Origin of the sequence: Paenibacillus sp. FSL R5-0914, from assembly GCF_038004525.1 — a bacterium.
Lineage (GTDB): Bacteria > Bacillota > Bacilli > Paenibacillales > Paenibacillaceae > Paenibacillus_AQ.
The window spans coordinates 3,194,931-3,213,728 of sequence record NZ_JBBORH010000001.1 but is presented as its reverse complement, the minus strand read 5'-3'; the positions used below and the strand labels follow the sequence as shown (position 1 = coordinate 3,213,728).

Annotated in this window: 17 protein-coding genes; 3 read left to right on the top strand and 14 right to left on the bottom strand. The window is 42.7% G+C overall.

The window, feature by feature from the left end; all coding sequences use genetic code 11:
• Positions 1-13 precede the first annotated feature (13 nt).
• The 9 genes from MKX60_RS14210 to MKX60_RS14170 form a co-directional block, all read right to left on the bottom strand.
• Positions 14-1,468 carry a leucyl aminopeptidase family protein gene (locus MKX60_RS14210; RefSeq protein WP_341060127.1) on the bottom strand — a complete coding sequence of 485 codons (1,455 nt, stop codon included), beginning with the start codon at positions 1,466-1,468 and terminating at the stop codon, positions 14-16.
• A gap of 41 nt (positions 1,469-1,509) precedes the next feature.
• Positions 1,510-2,502 (bottom strand): ABC transporter ATP-binding protein, encoded by a 993-nt coding sequence (locus tag MKX60_RS14205; protein ID WP_042189914.1) that lies wholly within the window; start codon positions 2,500-2,502, stop codon positions 1,510-1,512.
• Positions 2,499-3,500, bottom strand: coding sequence for an ABC transporter ATP-binding protein (locus MKX60_RS14200; RefSeq protein ID WP_042189916.1), 1,002 nt, complete (start codon positions 3,498-3,500; stop codon positions 2,499-2,501). The genes MKX60_RS14205 and MKX60_RS14200 overlap by 4 nt, the downstream gene beginning before the upstream one ends.
• A gap of 13 nt (positions 3,501-3,513) precedes the next feature.
• Entirely contained in the window at positions 3,514-4,425 is a 912-nt protein-coding gene (locus MKX60_RS14195; RefSeq protein ID WP_076286574.1) for an ABC transporter permease, read from the bottom strand.
• Between the two features lie 69 nt (positions 4,426-4,494).
• The gene (locus MKX60_RS14190; RefSeq protein ID WP_042189920.1) at positions 4,495-5,418 is read right to left on the bottom strand and encodes an ABC transporter permease subunit; all 924 of its coding nucleotides are present in this window, start codon (positions 5,416-5,418) and stop codon (positions 4,495-4,497) included.
• A gap of 113 nt (positions 5,419-5,531) precedes the next feature.
• A complete protein-coding gene (locus tag MKX60_RS14185) occupies positions 5,532-7,136 on the bottom strand; it encodes a glutathione ABC transporter substrate-binding protein (RefSeq protein ID WP_341060126.1) in 1,605 nt (534 codons plus the stop codon).
• Between the two features lie 89 nt (positions 7,137-7,225).
• Positions 7,226-8,230 (bottom strand): asparaginase, encoded by a 1,005-nt coding sequence (locus tag MKX60_RS14180; protein ID WP_339242520.1) that lies wholly within the window; start codon positions 8,228-8,230, stop codon positions 7,226-7,228.
• 28 nt (positions 8,231-8,258) lie between these two features.
• A complete protein-coding gene (locus MKX60_RS14175) occupies positions 8,259-9,422 on the bottom strand; it encodes an ROK family transcriptional regulator (protein ID WP_256721763.1) in 1,164 nt (387 codons plus the stop codon).
• Between the two features lie 503 nt (positions 9,423-9,925).
• Positions 9,926-10,588, bottom strand: a complete 663-nt coding sequence (locus MKX60_RS14170) for an MgtC/SapB family protein (RefSeq protein WP_341060125.1) — start codon at positions 10,586-10,588, stop codon at positions 9,926-9,928.
• A gap of 208 nt (positions 10,589-10,796) precedes the next feature.
• On the opposite strand from MKX60_RS14170, the gene MKX60_RS14165 reads away from it, so the two are divergent.
• A complete protein-coding gene (locus tag MKX60_RS14165) occupies positions 10,797-11,762 on the top strand; it encodes an NAD(P)H-dependent flavin oxidoreductase (RefSeq protein ID WP_341060124.1) in 966 nt (321 codons plus the stop codon).
• A 116-nt stretch (positions 11,763-11,878) separates the two neighbouring features.
• Here MKX60_RS14165 and MKX60_RS14160 read toward each other — a convergent pair whose 3' ends face one another.
• The gene (locus MKX60_RS14160) at positions 11,879-12,094 is read right to left on the bottom strand and encodes a hypothetical protein (protein ID WP_234532155.1); all 216 of its coding nucleotides are present in this window, start codon (positions 12,092-12,094) and stop codon (positions 11,879-11,881) included.
• A 349-nt stretch (positions 12,095-12,443) separates the two neighbouring features.
• Between MKX60_RS14160 and MKX60_RS14155 the strand changes: the two genes are divergently transcribed.
• On the top strand, positions 12,444-12,842 hold the full coding sequence (locus MKX60_RS14155) for a DUF2871 domain-containing protein (RefSeq protein ID WP_094870196.1): 399 nt from the start codon (positions 12,444-12,446) through the stop codon (positions 12,840-12,842).
• 189 nt (positions 12,843-13,031) lie between these two features.
• A complete protein-coding gene (locus MKX60_RS14150; protein ID WP_042189935.1) occupies positions 13,032-13,460 on the top strand; it encodes a VOC family protein in 429 nt (142 codons plus the stop codon).
• A gap of 86 nt (positions 13,461-13,546) precedes the next feature.
• On the opposite strand, the gene MKX60_RS14145 is transcribed toward MKX60_RS14150, so the two are convergent.
• The 4 genes from MKX60_RS14145 to MKX60_RS14130 form a co-directional block, all read right to left on the bottom strand.
• A complete protein-coding gene (locus MKX60_RS14145; RefSeq protein WP_341060123.1) occupies positions 13,547-15,889 on the bottom strand; it encodes an ABC transporter permease in 2,343 nt (780 codons plus the stop codon).
• A gap of 2 nt (positions 15,890-15,891) precedes the next feature.
• Positions 15,892-16,665 (bottom strand): ABC transporter ATP-binding protein, encoded by a 774-nt coding sequence (locus tag MKX60_RS14140; protein ID WP_042189939.1) that lies wholly within the window; start codon positions 16,663-16,665, stop codon positions 15,892-15,894.
• 165 nt (positions 16,666-16,830) lie between these two features.
• Positions 16,831-18,099 (bottom strand): HAMP domain-containing sensor histidine kinase, encoded by a 1,269-nt coding sequence (locus MKX60_RS14135; protein WP_076284644.1) that lies wholly within the window; start codon positions 18,097-18,099, stop codon positions 16,831-16,833.
• Positions 18,100-18,101: 2 nt separating this feature from the next.
• Entirely contained in the window at positions 18,102-18,785 is a 684-nt protein-coding gene (locus MKX60_RS14130) for a response regulator transcription factor (RefSeq protein WP_042189943.1), read from the bottom strand.
• Between the last annotated feature and the right edge of the window lie 13 nt (positions 18,786-18,798).

The following is an 18,798-nucleotide window of genomic DNA, read 5'->3' as shown; positions in this document are numbered from 1 at the left end:
ACTCTTCCAGTTGTTAATGATGCACTTGCTTCATGACATAATCGGCGAGCAGACGTGCACCATATCCCGTCGCTCCAGCTTCAGAGTACCCCACATCCTGTTTGTACTGTACCGTCCCAGCCATATCAATATGAACCCAGCTCATAGATTCTGCTACAAAGCGCCGAATAAATAGGGCTGCTGTAATCGCACCTGCAAAAGGGGAAGTACTAACATTGCGGAGATCGGCGTAATTACTCTGGAGATCTGCTTCATATTCATCCATTAACGGCATGGGCCACAGTCGTTCTCCATTGCGCTCACCAATCTCAACTAGACTCTGCGTTATATCTGCATCGCCCCATATGCCCGCGATGCCTAATCCGAGCGCCGCACCGACATTTCCAGTTAAGGTAGCGATATCAATAGCTTGGGTTGCTCCGATATTCGCGGCATGAATAAGCGCATCCGCTATGATAAGTCGACCCTCGCCATCCGTATTCGCAACCTGAACGGTTAGCCCGTTAGGGTAGCGGATAACAGACGAAGGTAACATCGCCTCAGCATCTGGCACATTATCAACAACTGGAATAAGTGCGGTCACATTTACATTGGCACGCTTCCGTATCAAAATATCCATAGCCCCAATTACAGCAGCCGCACCACCCATATCCATGCGTGCATCGCTGATATCGCTAGCCGTCTTCACATTCATGCCACCTAAGTCAAAGGTTACACCTTTACCTACCAGTGCTAACATCGGTAATTCAGGGTTACTCTTGTAACGAATTTCAACTAGGGCTGGAGCGTGCTTACTCCCCGCTCCAACTGCGAGCAACCCATTCATCTGAAGTTCCACAAGCTCCTGTCCTCGATAGATATGGACTTTCAAAGCAGCATCATCACGGTCGAAAAATTCTGCCATCCATTCCGCAAAACGATCAGGGTTCAGTGTCCCAGGTACTTCATTCACAAGATCGCGAGCAACTACGGCTCCTTCAGCGCGTATCTGCGCAGAAACCCGTACAGCTTCCAATTCAATCGATGACAGCTCAGGCCAATCTATCGATTGAAGCTGTAAATCAACAGAGCCTTCCACCTTGGTAGTTCCCCGATAAGTTTGGAAACGGTACAAGCCGAGAATCCAGCCTTCCATCCAAGCTTGTAATTCATCAGCAGCAGAAATATCCCTATTCCTATTTATAGCCTCGGATGCTAAGCGAACAAGTGAAGCACTACTGCGTCCTTCCTTCAGAATTGCACGAGCAGCAGCTCCACCCGCTCGGCGAATCCTCTCAAGCGTAATATCCTTGCGCTTTCCCATTCCTACCGCTAACACATCAGACTCTTCCTCAGTGCGAGCATGTAACCAAGTCACACTGCTGCACTGTTTGTGGGGCGATCCCAGCTTAAAAGGAAAAGACTCCTCGTCATAAGCTAAATAGACAATAGTATCCGCCACATTAGCGGAATCGAATAAGATATTCATCGCTGTCCCTTCTTTTCCGTAAAGTTATCTCACAATTTCAGCTACCGCTCTAATTTCAGCATTTCTTCATCAAATAAATGACACGCAACCTCATGACCTGGTTCGACTTCTCGGAATATCGGTACATGCTGCTTACAGATTTCCATGCAGGAGGGACATCTTGTATGAAAACGGCATCCCGACGGTGGGTCAACCGGACTTGGAAGATCTCCCTTCAGAATAATGCGCTCCTTCTTTAAGGTAGGATCGGGTACAGGTACAGAAGATAGCAGTGCTTGTGTGTATGGATGCATTGGACGATCATACAAGGTATCCTTATCCGCCGTCTCTACGAGCGAACCAAGATACATAACTCCGATTCGATCACTAATATGCTCAACAACACTTAGATCATGTGAAATGAATAAATATGTCAGGCCATACTCTTCCTGCAGATCCTGCAACAGATTTAGCACTTGTGACTGAATCGAAACATCCAGTGCTGACACAGGCTCATCTGCTACGATTAAGCTTGGGCGAACAGACAACGCCCGGGCGATTCCAATCCGTTGTCGCTGCCCACCGCTGAACTCAAAAGCGTAGCGCTCGGCGTGGATACTATTCAATCCCACTGTCTCTAGTAACTCGCATGCTAGTTTATCCCGTTCTTTGGACGAGAGCTTTGTATGAATGAGCAGAGGTTCAGCCACAAGATCCTTCACCTTCATCCGTGGATTAAGCGAAGCATAGGGGTCTTGGAACACCATCTGTATATCTTTACGAATAGGCCGCATTTGATTGTCTGAGATATGGCTAATATTTTGACCCTTAAACCACACTTCACCGTCATTCGGCTCCAGCAAGCGAGTCACTAATCTACCCGTAGTAGATTTACCACAGCCACTTTCACCCACAAGGCTGAACGTTTCTCCTTTACGTATAGCGAATGAGATCCCATCAACTGCGTGCAAATATCTAGTAGTTCCGAAAAAGCCCTTCTTCACCGAAAAAAACTTCTTCAGACTTTTAACTTCAATGAGTGGAGTCTCCTTCACAAACGTTCCCCTCCTTCCGTGTTCTCCTGCTGTGTAAGCCAACAACGACTCTTTCGCTCTAGTCCCTCAATCGGGAGTAACTCTGGCTCCTGCGAGAGACAACGCTCTGTGACATAATCGCAGCGTGGCGCAAACTTACAACCTGCTGGCATTTGTGATAGATCAGGTACATTCCCTTTAATGGAATCCAAGCGACGTACGTTTTGACGCAGCTTAGGAACGGATTGAATTAATCCCTTCGTATATGGATGCTGCGGTCTTGCAAATAGTTCATGAACGGAAGCTTCCTCCACTACACGACCAGCATACATAACAACTACACGGTCGCATAGTTCTGCTACTACACCAAGGTCATGGGTTATGAGCAGCATTCCCATATCCTGTTCTTCTTTCAGGTGCTTCATTAGATCAAGGATTTGAGCTTGAATCGTTACATCAAGCGCCGTTGTTGGTTCATCTGCAATCAGCAGTTTCGGGTGGCAAGACATCGCCATCGCAATCATGACACGCTGCCTCATACCGCCAGAGAGCTGATGCGGATATTCATCCACCAAGTCTTCCGCACGTGGTATACCAACTAACCGCAACATATGAATGGCATGTTCACGAGCCTTCTTCCGACCATAACCCAAATGCAACATTATCGGCTCCATCAATTGCAAACCAATCTTCAGCACAGGATTAAGCGAAGTCATCGGCTCCTGAAAAATCATCGCCATTTCATTTCCCCGTATCTGGCGCATCTCTTTGTCCGTAACCTTTGTCAGATCCGTTCCCTCGAAACGAACAGAACCGCCAGAAATTCTGCCTGGCGTATCCTTAAGGAGCCGCATAATCGACAGTGAGGTAACGCTTTTGCCACAGCCGGATTCTCCAACTAGACCCAGCACTTCACCTTTCTTAATCACAAAGTCAACACCTGCAACTGCCGTTATACTTCCATCGCCGCGTTTGAACTCCGTTTTCAGCCCTTGTACTTCCAGCAAATTTTGAGTCATGTCTTGTCCCTCCTTAGTTTTTCATTTTGGGATCAAGAGCATCGCGCAGTCCGTCCCCGACCAGGTTAAATGCAAGTACTGTCAAAAATATAGCTAAACCCGGAAAATAAACGATATGTGGAGCTATACTTAAATAATCGCGCCCCATGCTTAACATTGCCCCCCAATCGGGCTCCGTTGGCTTCGCACCCATTCCAAGAAAGCTCAGTGACGCAGCGGCTAAGATTGCCCCGCCAATTTTCATAGATAGATTAACGATGATACTAGGGACTGTTTCAGGAAAAATATGTCGCCAAATGATTCGACGATTCTTTGCACCCATTGAACGGGCAGCTTCAACAAACAATGTTTCCTTCGCAGATAATGTTACGCTCCGAATAATGCGGGCGAACGAGGGTGTACCGAAGACTGCAACTGCAATCACAACGTTGGATAAACCAGGCCCAAGTATAGCGACGATCCCAATGGCAAGCAGTAAATCAGGGAATGAGAACAATACGTCACTGCCACGCATAATAATCCGATCCAGCCAACCGCCATAATATCCACTGACAAGACCAAGGATGGTTCCAAGTACACCTGCAATCAAAACGGAGCTCAGACTGACCGCCAAAGTCAACCTTGTACCATCAATTAAGCGACTTAGAATATCACGGCCGTATTCATCCGTTCCCGCCCAATGCTTGGCAGACGGACCCTGCATTAGCGCATCATAGTTCGGTTCATCAGGATTATAAGGGGTCAGAAATGGCCCGAAAATGGCAATAAAAAAAAGCAATATGATAAAAAATGCAGCCACAAGGGGCATCTTTTGTTTGCTGAACTTGCGAATAAAAACACCCGCGCGGCCTTTTGTTTTCTCCGGGGCTATTACCTCTCCGGGTATAGGAGAATTAGTTCCCATTACCGCCGAATTGTCGCTCATGATATCCCTCCTAATCCTATATTCACCCTATAGAAAACTATCGTAATTCTGCCTCTCAGTTACTCTAGCTTACTGAGAAAACCTGATTTTCGGATTGAGTACGCCATACAATAAATCTACAATTAAATTGATAAGTATAAATTGTGTTGAAAACAGCAGCAGCAAAGCTTGAATAACTGTATAATCCCGGAACAAAATGGAATCCACCAGCAGTCTACCAAGACCAGGAATACTGAAAACTGTCTCAACCATAACCGATCCACCAAGCAAGAATCCAAATTGAAGTCCAGCTACAGTAACGACCTGTATTAGAGAATTGCGCAGCGCATGCCTGCTAATAACAACATACTCGCGTAAGCCTTTCGCACGTCCAGTACGGATATAATCCTCCCGTAACGTTTCTAGCATCGATGACCGTGAGTAACGAGCCAGCATCGACATAATTCCCATTCCAAGTGTAATGGAAGGAAGAATATACGACTTCCAGGAATCTACACCACCGGTCGGAAACCAACCAAGCTCTACCGAGAAAATTTGAATGAGTACCAAACCTAACCAGAATCCAGGAATCGACATCCCCGAAATGGCTGTCAATGTGCCTAAGTGATCAGGCCATCTATTACGATAAACCGCTGAAATAACACCAATTAGAAGACCAATGACAAGCGCCCAAGCCATGCTGAGAAACGTTAACCACAAGGTAGGCATTATTCTACTTTCTAGCATATCGGTTACTGGAATCCCTGATCGAATCGAATTGCCCAGATTACCACTTAGTAGATCGCTCATGTAGTTTATGTATTGATTCCACAGCGGCAGATTGAGACCTAGTTGCTCTTGAATGCCATGAATCTCTTCAAGTGTGGCGTCTTTACCCGCAATAAGCCGGGCCGGATCGCCCGGAATTAAGTGAATAAACAGAAAGACTAATACCGATACAATGAATAGCAACGGAATAACCCCGAGGAGTCTTTGTAAAGCATATCTACCCAACTCATAAGCCCCCTTCAGTATCGACAAATGATTTAGTTGAGGCCGCTTCCTACCATTCTTAAGAAGCGGCCTCGTTCAATTCTTGGGAAATTAAATCTTGCGTTTGACTTGAATTATTTCACTTCTGCATTTAGGACATTAATGGAACCATCCGGGAAGACTTTGACACCTTCCAGATTCGATCGTTTGCCTGAGATGATTTGGTCAACGCCCATGAATGCCCACGGAGCATCTTCCCATACTGTTTTTTGAATATTTGCATAAATGGATTTAGCCGCTTCCGGATCAACAGATTTGTTTGCTTCAGCAATCCATTTATCTACATTTTCATTTTTATAATAAGCTGTATTCGAGCCAGCTGGTGGGAACATTTCACTACTGAACAACCCTCTAGTAGCACCATCTGCATCACCGGAGGATGGAGACCAGCTGACATACCACATTTGAATTTTTGCTTCTTCAGGTGTTTTAGCAGCGTTAATTTGGTCGGATAAAGTACCGCCTTCCATGGACTTCACTTCTACTTTAATGCCTACAAGCGCTAGCTGTTGTTGGATAAATTGCATACCCTTCATAGTTTCGGATTCATTCTCACCCCAAATTTCGGTTTCGAATCCGTCTGGATAACCCGCTTCCGCAAGCAATTGCTTAGCTTTTTCAATGTCATAGTCATAACCTGTTTGTGGGGAATAATATTGTGTTTTGGATGACATCGTGGAATCAAGCTTAGCGCCAAGACCCGATTTCACCACCTTGATATACGCATCTTTGTTGATAGCATAGTTAATGGCTTGACGTACCTTTACATCATCGAAAGGTTTCTTCATCGTATTCAAAGTTACATAACGAACAATGGTTGAATCGATGGTATCTATAGTAATTCCTTCAAGGCCTTCAACCTCGGATACTTGCTCGGTAGGCATTGGATAAATGAAATCAGCCTCACCAGTCTTCAGCATCGCAATCCGTGATCCATTCTCTGGTACGGGTCTAAAGGTTATACTATCCACTTTCGGCAAGTCCTTTTGCCAGTAATCCGTATTCTTCTCAACAACTAGACGATCACCTTGCACCCATTCTTTGAACTTAAACGGACCCGTTCCTACAGGTTTTTTCGAAATATCAGCTCCGTTTTCTTCTAAAGCTTTCGGGCTAATAATAGGTGCCATAGCTACTTTATTTAAAAATGCGTTGTATGGCTCGCTGAGTGTAATAACCACGGTTTTGGCATCAGGAGTCTCCACTTTTGCTACCTTTGCAAAGCTTTTGCGCAATCTCAGATTGTTCTTCTCATCTTGAATACGGGCGATGTTTACTTTAACCGCTTCAGCATTGAAGTCAGTACCGTCTTGGAATTTAACGTTCTCATGTAAGTTGAACGTGTAGACCAACCCGTCTTCACTTATGGAATGGCTAGCAGCAAGGACAGGAACTACGTTCATATTCTCATCAAAACCCATTAGACCTTCGTACATCGTTCTGGCAGCGCTGATTGAATGTGTATCGCTTGCGTTATGAGGGTCCAGCGTAATAAAGTTAGCATTGATGGCAATTACAATGTCTTTATCATTTTTTGTAGTTGGGGTGCTAGTTTCCGTTCCACCAGCGGTATTGCCGCCTTGTCCCTCGTTGTTCGCTTTGTTGCCGCACCCTGCAGTCACTACTACTGTAATAAGCAGCAGCATGAACATTGACCATACTTTTCCTTTTGCTTTCATGTTATACACTCCCCTTTAGAAACGATGTATTAGAAAAGCTCCCAGTCCGATTATTCATGAGACTTGAAGATTATTCTCGATCCTTATAATCAGACTTCCCATTGGAATACAGCACGTCGCTCGCCCACAATTGTGCCGCCATCATTGACAATAGTGTTCGGCACGAGTGCATATAAACGATCAATCGTATCTTGATTGCTATAGCCTAAACGTTCCAGAATCGATGCGATGATACAAGGCCATACTTGCTCGGAGCCATCGGATACTTTTAGCGAGATACCGATTCGTTCCTTTCGGAGTCCAATCCCATATACACCTTTAGCGCCGCCCTTTGCCGTCAGATTATCATCCTTTAGAAGCTCTGAGCAGACGAATTTCGTATCCGCAATCATCACCGGATTATCGTTCATAAGCTTTGCAGTCGCAGCAGCTGCGTTACGTATTTCCGTATTCTCAATCAAATCAGGACAGGCTAGCTTTAAATATGAATAAGCGATTTTATGAAGAGGGAGTGCGAAGATAGGAAGACCACAGCCATCAATCCCTTGAGGAATGGATTCCTTCGATACTTCTGCGATATAAGCCATGATATCAATGATCTCCTGTTGCACGGGATGGTTAGGATCATAATAAGTATCTATATCCCAACCCATATATTTGCTAAGGCCCATTAACCCTGCATGTTTACCTGAGCAATTATGAAAGATTTTACGAGTGGGCTCATTCGCCCGATGGCGTTCTGCCTTGGCTTCCTCATTCAGTGGGTATGTAGAACAACAATGAAGTCCCTCTTCTTTTAATCCCATTTTCTGAAAAAGAGATTCAAGTGCTTCAATATGAAAGGCCTCTCCCCGATGCGAAGCAGTAAAGAGTGAGGCTTCCTTACTTGTCAAACCGTAAACTTCATCGATCCGACGCTTCATAACCGGTAAAGCTTGGAATGGTTTAGCAGCTGAACGAAGATAGGTCATATGCTCCGGATTACCTGCTTTATACAAAATATTACCTTTCTCATCGACCACGCTAACTGCACCATAATGGACATTCTCCAGTAAGCCACCGCGATATTCTTCTACTAATGTTGTAAACCCCATATGTACAACCTCCTTCGATGTAATTATTTTAATCCAATGCGAAAAAACGATTTTGCGATAGTAGTCCAGATCCGATAATTACACCATTCTCGTTCAACATCGAACGATGAATGGAGAAAGACCCACGAAGGGGTTCCCATGTGAAGCGTGAAAGATATAGCTTCTCGACTGCTTCATAAATATCCGGAAATTTGTCTACAAGTTCTCCACTCAGGATCACACTATCAGGGTTATACATGCATACGACATTGTTGATTGTAATCGCCATATACATGAGCGCACGCTCGATCAAATGAACCGCCCAATGCTCTCCTGCATCCTTTGCTTCAAATAACTCCTCGATCGTGCGAATCGGACGAATCCGATTGGCTTCCGACAACAATGAACTGATATTTATATAGGTCTGTAAGCAACCCGCCTTACCGCACTCGCACATCATTCCGTTAGGATCCACTGTCGTATGCCCTATTTCACCAGCACTGTTCATCACCCCGCGATAAATCTCTCCCTCAAGGATCATCGCCGAGCCAACGCCTTGCCCGAAGCCCAATAGTGCGGTACGGACAGATCCAACAGCAGCGCCTTTGAGGTGTTCAGCAAGAGCTCTAACTTTCAACTCATTATCAACAGCAATTTCAAAACCGGTTAGTTCCTTTAGGCGTTTTGCTAAGGCAACATTCTTCCATCCAAGCTGAACAGAGAAGACAACAATACCTTCTTCGTTATTCACAATGCCAGGAAGTCCAACGCCAATACCGACGATACGCGTTCTGTCAATCACATGCTGCTGCGTCAGTTGTTCAATCGCTTCATTGATTCGTTCCAGTGTCTTGTCTGGACTCTCGTCCGGAGTACGCGGGTATTGCTTGCTGCAGAGAAGCTTACCTTGCAAATCTACGATACCTACAATCATAAGACTGCGATCCAGCTCAACCCCAACCGACAATACAGAAGCGTCAACCATAGCTAGCAACGTTGATTTCCGACCTAATCCTGACGATACCTGATCCGAATCCAGTAGATAGCCCTGTTCAGTTAATTCCCCAACAATTCGACTTACAGTTGTAGGGCTCATACCCGTTTGTTTGGCGATGGAAGCGCGAGAAATTGGTTGTTGATTTTTTATGATTTCGAAGACCGTCAAACGATTTTGCCGCTTCATAAAATCCTGATCGTGCTTTTTCACAGACATTCTCCTAATTATTTTCTTCAGTGCATTAATCAAACTAATAAAACTATAAAAATAAGAAAAAATTTGCCAATTAAGCTACGCTAATGTATTATTTGATTAAATTTCAGTTTAGTTTCTCCAGTGATGGGATTAATAATAAAGGCTCATTGATTGTATGTCAATATAAATGACATATTTTTTTATTCGAAATAAATGAAAGCGTTTAATATGTGATTTTTATAACAATCTCCAATAAATACATAACACAAACATAACATCAAAGACCAAAACCTCTCTCATAATAGACCGAGTGGAAACTAATAATAGGAAAAACTTAATTTAGAGTTGGAGGAAATATCTTAAAAACAAAAAGAGGTTTGGGATCGATGCAGAAGTTTTGTGAATCTGAATATTGGAAAAAGAGTAGAATCGTGCGCGGATTGATAGTGAAATGGAGATTGAACCCGCATCAAAAGCAAGTTCTTCATATAGAAACCAACTTTTGATGCGGAGTGTTAAAAAAATTATTGAAACTCTATCGCCTTAACAGACGCGTCCTCTTGTATCAGTGACAACAATTTCACAGCATTAAACGATTCAGGAAATTTTACGATAATTTCTAAATTCAATTCGGAGGCAAGACTATTATTTTCAGCGTGAAAGCTTAAAATGGTAATATTTTTTTCTTCAAGTAGCTGTTGAATTCTACTCACGGCTCCTTCTGAATTAGTCAGACAGATCACAATCTGTTGCGTTTTCGGTGAGGCCAGCCAACTGTATCGGCCATGCAAAATCTTTTGCCCAAGTAAGATAATAATCGTTGCTCCTCCACCAAGAATATAAAGACCCGATCCAATCGCCAGCCCTAGTCCCGCCGTTGCCCAAATCCCCGCTGCAGTTGTCAGGCCCTTCACAGTGTGTCTATGCATGAAAATCATTCCTGCACCAAGAAATCCCACTCCACTTACTACCTGGGCAGCTATACGTGCGGGATCGAGCTTAACATAGGACCAATCAGCTTGATCCTGAAATCCATATTTTGAAATGATCATCATAAGTGCAGCACCTAAAGCAACAATAAAATGCGTTCTAACTCCCGCTTCTTTCATCCGACTTTTTCGTTCAAAGCCAACTAAAACACCACAAATTCCAGCTCCAACTACACGAAGCAAATATTCAAACTCCATACATAGTCCTTCTCTCCTTATAATATTGCTATTTATTGTATCATAAACGGATTTCTATATTTCCCCCTCCTATAATATGAACATGATATTTAACATAGTTTGAGCATGCGCACAGTCACATCTGCAAAGATTTAACTGTGATACCTTTATAACTGTTACTCCAGTAGACATTTTATAACGGTCTACAACTAGTGAAAGAGGTGCGTATATGAAACTGCCAACAATCCAATTTGGGCATATTAAATCCAAGGTTCCTGTAATTCAAGGGGGTATGGGCGTAGGCATATCCTTAAGTGGCTTAGCTGCTGCTGTAGCCAATGCAGGCGGGATCGGCACCATTTCCGGGACAGGAATCACCACTGATGAACTGAGAATGCATATTCGCAAAACAAGAGAGCTCTCAAAAGGGATTGGATATATCGGTGTGAATGTTCTATTCGCGATGAAGGATTTTGCTGATAAAATGAAGGTCGCTTTGGAAGAAAAAGTGGACTTTATTATTTCTGGAGCCGGGATTTCCAGAGATATTTATGCTTGGGGTAAAGAGTATGGTACTCCTGTGGTGTCTATTGTTTCCTCCGCCAAATTAGCCAGAATATCCGAAAGACTTGGTGCCTCTGCAGTCGTAGTGGAAGGATTTGAAGCCGGGGGCCATTTGGGTACAGAGAGATCCATGTTCGAAATTCTTCCTGAGGTTGTAGAAGCCGTTTCGATTCCGGTTATTGCTGCTGGTGGGATTCTGACGGGAGATGATATCGCAAAAGCCCTTCGGATTGGCGCTTCTGGTGTTCAGATGGGAACTCGTTTCGTGGCGAGCCATGAATGTGATGCTCCTCTGGCCTTTAAGCAAAAATATGTAGATGCTCAGCAAGGTGATACTATTCTAATTAAGTCTACAGTTGGGCTAGATGGCAGAGCGATTCGTAATGAATTCACAGATCGTATTAGTGATGATGCCAAATTAAAAATAGCCAAATGCTCTAATTGTCTAAAGGTATGTTCGCATCGCTTCTGTACCATGGAATCCCTGCTAACTTCCCTTAGAGGAGATGTTAAGAACGGGTTAGTGTTTGCCGGGTCCAGAGTTCATGAGATTAAAGAGATATTGTCCGTACAGCAGATTATTGACAATTTAATGTATGAGTATCAGGGAGCATTGAACCCGGTAACTTAAGATTGTAATACGATACTTATGCGATGATAAAGATAAAAAAAGAACCCTTTGTTGTATGCAACAAAGGGTTCTTTTTAAAAGGCGTTGTTTATAGTTGACTCTATATCAGCATAGCCTTACATCATTCCACGAGTATTAGAAATGCCCTCTTGTTGATGACAGCTCTTATACATTTGTTCTAGCTCGGAATCACCTAAGTTAGGATGTCTTTCTTTCATAAAGGGCAACATCTCTTTAAAAGTGCTTGGAGCAAACCCGGCAGCATAAGCTGCTGTTCCAATTCCAAATGACAAAATAACAACACAGATTACTGCAAATACTCCTCTTTTCAAAAAAACCATCTCCTACTTTATAATACGGAAAAAATCAATACGAAAAAAATTTGCTGAAACCAACATGCACATCAGACCCATTCCCATAACTAGAATGGCTATGATCCAATCCGCTTTTTTCATATTCATCCTCCCGTGCCATCGAACACCCTGAATTCAATGAATAGTGGGGTTCAATAATATTAATGATTATAGATGAATATTGTGTGGAAACTATGTGGGACATGCTTAAGAGATTTATTTTTGTCAATTCCGTGAAATTAATCACTATATAATCATTTGTTCATACTGCGTTCTTATTTGAAAGATATGATTTCAATATAACAATAAACATAAAGGAGTCATGATCATGAAAAAATTGTATTACACGTCTTTTTTCTATGCCATTCTTGGTTTGATAGCAGGTGTTGCTTATCGTGAAATTACCAAAATGAATGATTTCGAAGGAAACACCATCTTAGTTGCACTTCATACTCATATCCTTGTACTGGGCTTCTTCTTCTTTATAATCGCATTGATCCTAGCCAAGTTATTTAATATCCATGAAGCTAAATCCTTTGGCGCATGGTACATTGTATATAACATTGGTCTCCTGATCACGATCGGTACTATGGCCACTCGCGGGATGCTGCAAATTAACGGGACTGATATCAGCTTCTTACCGCATATTGCCGGTCTCGGTCATGCCATAGTAGGAGCCGGTATCATATGGCTACTAATTCTGCTCGGTAAACGAATTAAATCATAGGGAAAGAGCCGCTGGATAACACTCCAGCGGCTCCTTTTTATAATCATGTAAAAGTTCATACCAAATGAGACTATAAGTATATTTGTTTATACACTGGTAAATGATACAATATGGAAGTCGCGAGATATCTTAAATTTTAACTTTAAACTATGCTTTCGATGCCAATAAAACTTTTAAGGAGTGAAGTAAATGTCTATCGATGTTTATCTGAATTTCAACGGGAATTGCCGTCAAGCCGCAGAATTTTACGCGGAGGTATTTGGCGTTGAACGTCCACAAATCATGACCTTTGGCGAAACACCACCTGATCCCAATTTCACTCTTCCTGAAGAAGCCAAAGATTTAGTTATGCACACTCGCTTGAATATCGAAGGCAGTAATGTAATGTTCTCTGATGTTTTTCCGGGCATGCCTTTTGTGGAAGGAAATAACATTAGTCTTTCGGTAGTTAGTAAAGATTTGGATGGCATAAAGAAATATTTCCATAAGCTTAAAGAAGGCGGAAAAGTAGGTATGGAATTACAAGAAACCTTCTGGAGCTCGTGTTATGGTAGTCTAAAAGATAAATTCGGCATCGATTGGCAATTCAATTATGATGACGGACGAATGAATATGTAATAAAAATAACAACGAGTATGGAGTGGCTGTGAAACCTATTAATACAGATGCGGCCTACCTCCATCTCGTTGTTTTTGTTCAAGCTCTTAGTCCATAATCAAATCATATACACTGACCTTCCGAATCCGTCTTGCAACTAACATGGATACCACATAAGCAACAACTAGAATGACAGCACACAGTAGAAGCACTTGAGGCAGACTAACCGTCAGCTGAACGTTATAAATGCCTAGACTTGAAAGCAATAATACAAACGCCGAATCCGAGAAAAAATAACCTGCTAAACTCCCCAATAATACTCCAACTACAATCACCGGAAAAAGACTGAACGTAATCTGTGTCATCAGATTAAAGGTCGTATATCCGATACCTTTAAGAATACCGAATTCCCGCTTACGTTTCATAATCAACGTCTTAATCACCAAATACAAAATTAAACTAACCACTATAATTGTGACCGCGGTAATGACTGCTGTCATAGAATATACTGCTGAAGTGAATGTACTGAGCGTGCTTTCTAACATGTCTAAAATGTTCGTTACGTTCCATTGTCCAGGGAGACGTTCTTCAAGCTTTTGAATGAAGATTTGAGGATCTTCCCCTTCCTTTAAGTACACATTAATGGACTGGACTGAGTAATTCGGCTGCAATTTTCTCATTCCATCTTCTGTTATAGTAGCAACCATACCTAACTGATTAATCTGCTGGCTAAGACCAGTCACCAAATAATTTTGGGTTACCCCATTAAACGTAACTGGAATCTCGTCCCCAATCGATTTATTTTTCATTTTTGCAATTACACCGGATACCGCAATTTCATTATCAAAAATGGGCTGCCTACCTTTATAGACCGTCTGCGTCTCCAGCTTGGCATAATCATCAGATACACGGATCATAAAACTGGAATCATCTATAGAAGCTACTCTACCTTCCAATATGGAGATCTTCTGAACCTCAGGCATGGCCTCTACTTCTGCAAATATCTTTGGATCATGATCAGCTTTTTTTAGATCAAGTTGCAAATTGGTACGTTCTAGACCCACTAAATCTAAAACGGCTGAAGTATCCCCTTTAAAGTTAAAATTAAGGATGGAGCAAAATATACTCGAAAAGGTCAACCCTGCAACGATCAGCACGATCATAAAATTCTGCTTGGTCTGTCTAAATAAAGACTTCAGACTTAAGGCGAATTGCAAATTCAATGAAGTGCTCGCTAGCGGAAAATGATTTTTCTTAAAATTGTGGGTAAGAAGCCCGCTCTGAAGAGCTGCTATCGGAGTAATCCTTCGAATCTTTCTACTAGACAGGTAGGCAACTAAGAGAATCAGCACCGTAACGATAAGCAAACTCAACAAAGCACTTAATAATTCAAAAGTTGTCGGCCACAACAGTCCAACCGAAGACGAAATCATATTACCTACTAAGGGCATGACTAGAACAGAGATCAAACTTCCCGGTATGGAGGCCATTATAGATACTGAGACGAACTGTAAAAGAAATGAGGATATGATCTGCCTTGACGTATAACCGTTCGCTTTCAAAACACCGATGTTGGTTAGGTTATCCTCAATATTCCCGAAGATCTGAAACCTGATCACAATCAACGAGATTACAACCATAATCAATGCAAATACAATCAGAATAGCGGCTAAAATATTCACAAAAACGCGGTTACCTTCGAGCCCCACATCAGTTCGCATGACTAAAAATGAACTTGTGTTTCCAGATCCAAAAATCTGTTCACTCAACTTTTGCTCCAGCTTGACTTCTTTCTCCCGTTCGTTTAATTGTACAGATAAAAAATTAAATTGAACTTCTTTCCCAAGCCGTTCCTCTAATTGCTTATAACCTTCATCGTTTAAAAATATTTTCAAAGCCCCATTCGTCAATGTCCCAAAAAGGGGTTCCTCCGTAAATCCACCGATGGTATAAGTAAATTTGTTGTTATCGTATTCAAACGAGATCGTATCCCCAAGGTTATACCCTGAGCCTCCGTGAAAGATATACGGCAAATAAATTGTATTTTGATCCGCAGGTTCCAACCGAGAAGTGGTATTAAATAGTCCCATAGAGCGCTGCGAATCCTTATTAAGAATCAAGAAAGCAATAGCTGTATTGTTTCCCCCGTAGTTTATCTTTACATCAGGTAGCAGAAGCGCCGCCTCATTCTCCCATGTTTCAGTATAAGGATAGCTATCCACCAGAGATTCATAATTCTTCACATTCTCATTTAAAGGAAAATAAGCGGTGATATCAGGTGTATTTAGCTTCGATATTTTTTCTTGCTGAAAAGAATTAAGCTTCAAGCTGACTGTGAGGCCAATGTTCAGCAGCAGCGCAGCAATCATAATCAATACGAAGAGCGTAATCGTTGCACTTTTTCTTTTACGAATATTGGACCAAGCAAGCTTTCCTATTAAGCTTCTCATCCCTACCACCCCAATTCGGTCAGAAAGGACTGTAATTGCTGCTGCCGTTCAGGTCCACTATCTTCGCTATAAGGGGAAAGGCGCAAATCTCCGATGACTACTCCATCCTGCAGATACAAGATCCGATTACCACGCAGCGCAGTTTTGAGATCATGGGTTACCATAATTATGCTTTGCCCCTGCTTATTTACCTCGGTTAGGACACGCAGTACCCCTATTCCTGCTGAGCTATTTAGCGCTCCAGTCGGCTCATCCGCAAAGACCGCTTTTGGACTGTTGATCAGGGCCCGGATAATTCCGGCACGCTGAGCTTCTCCTCCTGAGATTTGCGCTGGAAACTTACCCCAGATGGTGTCATCCAGGCCTACATCTAAGAGCAGCTTTTTGGCTTTTTCCACAGCCCCAGCTCTATCCTTTTGGACAAGAAAAGCACTTGATAATACATTGTCGAGCACACTCATTGAATCGAGCAGATGGATCTGCTGAAACACAAATCCACAATTCTTCCGCCGGAATATCGCCAGCTGATCATTACTCATCGCCGTAATATCTTGACCTTCAAACAAGACCTCTCCAAGCGTTGGTTTATCCATTCCCGAAATGGCATACAGCAGTGTTGATTTACCAGAACCAGAGCTGCCCATGATAATCGTGAAATCACCATGATATAAGGTCAGATCTAGATTTTTTAATACATGCTGCTGAGTTCCTCCATGGGAAAAGGTTTTTCCAAGCTTATGGGTCTGCATCAATACTTTATTATTCACTTCGTTCATGTTGAACACTCCATTTACGTTCATGCTCATTAATTACGCTAATAGTAACCCTAGCTCTACGCACAATATAATGGCTGCAATCACAGACTCATTCGTAATTGCAACCTAATCGTACGTTAAATGTTCTTAACATGTCTTTGTGCAATCCTTAGCGAATTCTTAATTCTATCCTGCTAAAGGAATCAGCAGCTTTACAGTAAATCCATCCTCCCGATTGGAGCATACAATGTCGCCCTGCATTTTTTGCATCATATAACGAGAAATGTACAGACCTAGACCTGCACCGTTCTGGCTCACGGCCAGACTGCCCCGAAAGAATTTATTGAATATTAAAGGCAATTCCTCCTCAGGAACACCCGGACCATAATCCAGAACATCAATCTCCAGATAATGATCCCTAATCTCGAATGTAATATCGATGGGTGTACCGGAGAAGGCATACTTATAGGAATTGTTCACCACATTATCGATGACCTGCTGTATCCGTAAGGGATCCACCATAATGATGCAGTCTGGCACAGATGCAGCTGAAATCCGTTCGTAGAAGTTCACATTATTTATAATTTGGGTCAGCAGGTGACTATGCTCCTCCGTTAAGCTGACTTTTAGTTCATTCAGTTCCTCCAAGGTGGAATGGAACATGTCTGTGACCAGACGATCAATCTGATCCGCTTTGGAATACAAGGTATTTAGCTGTCTGCTTGTCTTCTCATCTCTTGCGCTTAATAACATCAGTTCCGTAATCGCCTTCATCGAAGCGACTGGTGTCTTAATATCATGACTGAGACTAGCAACCAGCTCCTTCTTACTCTTATTCGCTAAATATTCACTGTGCCTAGCCGCCGCAAGCTCTTCCCGCATCATATCGAAGCTTTCGGTAAAAGCACCAAATAGATGATTACGATCCATTTCCAGAGGCACTTCAAGATCGCCTCTTGCGATATGGTTCGCGAATAGCTGCATTTTGCGAAATGGACGAAGAATGGATCTATTCAGGAACCCAATATAGAGGATGCCTAGAATTGTAAGCAAAAGCAGCATTGCAACAGAAACTTGTATAAATTGTTGTTTCATATGTATAAAAATCGTACGGTAATCATTATTAATAATTACTTTACCCACCAGCTGATCCTGAACAACAACGTCGACTAAGGTATCCCGATTATTGATAGCTTCGTTAACGCTAACGGAAATCGCATTTTCAGTCTGATATTTTAATTTACCAGAGGTATCAATAATGGCGAAATCATAGGGACTTTCATTGTACAGTTTCGGCTCAAGCTTATCCCAATGCTGCTCTGTAAGCTTAACAATGGTATTGATCGCCACTCGGTCTGTTGGGGTCTCCACCTTCAAATTAAATATCAAGAATAAGAGAGTTATACTTGCAGCGAGTATAGTGAGCATTAGCGCCAGTAGCAATTTTTTAGTCATCACTATTTATCCTCAAAAGCATAACCGATGCCCCATACGGTGCGGATGTACTGTGGATCGTTAGGATTCTGCTCAATCTTCTCACGAAGATGACGGATATGTACATTTAAGGTGCCATCTCCCGCAAAAACATCTCCCCATACCCCTGCAAATAGCTCCTCTTTAGGGATTACCCGATTTTTATGCTGGATCAAAAACTTTAGCAATTTATATTCCATTGTTTTCAGCTTGAGGGGTACGCCGTTAAGACTTGCCCTTCTGAGTTCGGGATCAATCTGTATGGGTCCGGATTCAAGAAGGGAGGACTCGGCTACAACTTCGTTGTTGTACCGTTTAAGCACCGCCTTTACTTTTGCCAGCAGCACTCTCAGGGTATACGGCTTATGAATATAATCATCTCCCCCGATATCTAGCGCAATTAATACATCATCCTCACTGGAGCGGGCACTAATAAACAGGATGGGAATCCCGGTCGTCTGACGCAGTTCTTTGCATAACTGGAAGCCGGATTCACCACCTAAATTAATATCTAGGAGTAACATCGACACCTGATGCTCACTCAAAAAGCTCCGACAGGCATCGGCGCTCGTAACAAATGCGGTTTGAACATCAAACAAATTAAAATATTCGCAGGTGGTCTCCGCAAGTTCAATTTCATCATCAATAATCAAACAATCATATCTCATCGATTTCTCTCCG

Coding starts and splice junctions, on each gene's coding strand:
- MKX60_RS14155 (WP_094870196.1), top strand. CDS start 12,444: ATGAAAAAATTGTATTACACGTCTTTTTTCTATGCCATTCTTGGTTTG.
- MKX60_RS14140 (WP_042189939.1), bottom strand. CDS start 16,665: ATGAACGAAGTGAATAATAAAGTATTGATGCAGACCCATAAGCTTGGA.
- MKX60_RS14150 (WP_042189935.1), top strand. CDS start 13,032: ATGTCTATCGATGTTTATCTGAATTTCAACGGGAATTGCCGTCAAGCC.
- MKX60_RS14180 (WP_339242520.1), bottom strand. CDS start 8,230: ATGGGGTTTACAACATTAGTAGAAGAATATCGCGGTGGCTTACTGGAG.
- MKX60_RS14185 (WP_341060126.1), bottom strand. CDS start 7,136: ATGAAAGCAAAAGGAAAAGTATGGTCAATGTTCATGCTGCTGCTTATT.
- MKX60_RS14165 (WP_341060124.1), top strand. CDS start 10,797: ATGAAACTGCCAACAATCCAATTTGGGCATATTAAATCCAAGGTTCCT.
- MKX60_RS14135 (WP_076284644.1), bottom strand. CDS start 18,099: ATGACTAAAAAATTGCTACTGGCGCTAATGCTCACTATACTCGCTGCA.
- MKX60_RS14210 (WP_341060127.1), bottom strand. CDS start 1,468: ATGAATATCTTATTCGATTCCGCTAATGTGGCGGATACTATTGTCTAT.
- MKX60_RS14195 (WP_076286574.1), bottom strand. CDS start 4,425: ATGAGCGACAATTCGGCGGTAATGGGAACTAATTCTCCTATACCCGGA.
- MKX60_RS14170 (WP_341060125.1), bottom strand. CDS start 10,588: ATGGAGTTTGAATATTTGCTTCGTGTAGTTGGAGCTGGAATTTGTGGT.
- MKX60_RS14200 (WP_042189916.1), bottom strand. CDS start 3,500: ATGACTCAAAATTTGCTGGAAGTACAAGGGCTGAAAACGGAGTTCAAA.
- MKX60_RS14175 (WP_256721763.1), bottom strand. CDS start 9,422: ATGTCTGTGAAAAAGCACGATCAGGATTTTATGAAGCGGCAAAATCGT.
- MKX60_RS14145 (WP_341060123.1), bottom strand. CDS start 15,889: ATGAGAAGCTTAATAGGAAAGCTTGCTTGGTCCAATATTCGTAAAAGA.
- MKX60_RS14130 (WP_042189943.1), bottom strand. CDS start 18,785: ATGAGATATGATTGTTTGATTATTGATGATGAAATTGAACTTGCGGAG.